1 protein-coding gene and 1 pseudogene are annotated in these 804 nt (G+C 64.9%); both read right to left on the reverse strand.

The annotated features are described in order from the left end of the window. Positions 1-333: pseudogene (locus N5K27_RS28980) on the reverse strand (DEAD/DEAH box helicase); the annotation flags it as partial. A 99-nt stretch (positions 334-432) separates the two neighbouring features. Further along, positions 433-738, reverse strand: a complete 306-nt coding sequence (locus tag N5K27_RS28985; RefSeq protein WP_017462937.1) for a hypothetical protein — start codon at positions 736-738, stop codon at positions 433-435. Positions 739-804: the final 66 nt, after the last annotated feature.

The following is an 804-nucleotide window of genomic DNA, read 5'->3' on the forward strand; positions in this document are numbered from 1 at the left end:
GGTGGCAATACCCACCGTCGTCTTGCCGCAGCCCATCTCGCCGTTGACGATCGCGGCGCGTTCGCCGCGATCGACCAACAGCTCGGTGACGGCGTGGACCACATCGGCTTGCGCCGGGAACAGCTTGCGCTTGAGCGCGGCGAGGATCAGTTGCCGATGCACCCGCACCTGGCCGGTGTAGACCGGCGGATTGGCGCGGTTGAGCGAATCGAGCAGCTCGTCGCCGAACTCCGATACGAAGTCCTGCAGGCTGAGCGTGAGAGGTGAAGCGGCCGCTTCGAGCAGGTCGCCCTGCACAGCGGTTTCGGGAACAGTTTCGAGATCGAGGGACATGGTGATGCTCCAAAGCAATGGGGCATGCACCTCCCCCACGGGGCGGTGACATGCCCCTGGGTGGGAAGAAAGAAGCGGCGCGAGACCGCTGGATGCGGATCAGTATTCGCTGGGCAGCAGCAGTGTGGTGACGCTGCGATCCCATTCGGTGATGATCCAGAGCTTCTGGTCGGACGTGACCTGGTAGGACGAGAACAGACGATCCTCGCCGGACTTCAGCGCGGCGTCGTTCTGCCGCCGATCGCTGTCGCTCAGGTCGCCCCATTCGCCATGAAGATGGCGGCGCAGGTACGGCGTGGGGTTGAGCCGACCCTGTCGGACCAGCTCGTCGACGCCGGCGGTCATGACCACCTGCCCGGGCGAAAAGCGTGCTTGTGACGCGAGGTTGAGGACTGCGAGTGCCATGGTGGTTTCTCCTTCTGGAAGAAGGGGCCACGGCACCCCCATCGGGGCAACGTGACCCCGGTGGGT

It is taken from the genome of Pigmentiphaga sp. GD03639, assembly GCF_029845405.1.
In the GTDB taxonomy this organism is placed as follows: Bacteria; Pseudomonadota; Gammaproteobacteria; order Burkholderiales; family Burkholderiaceae_B; genus Pigmentiphaga; species Pigmentiphaga daeguensis.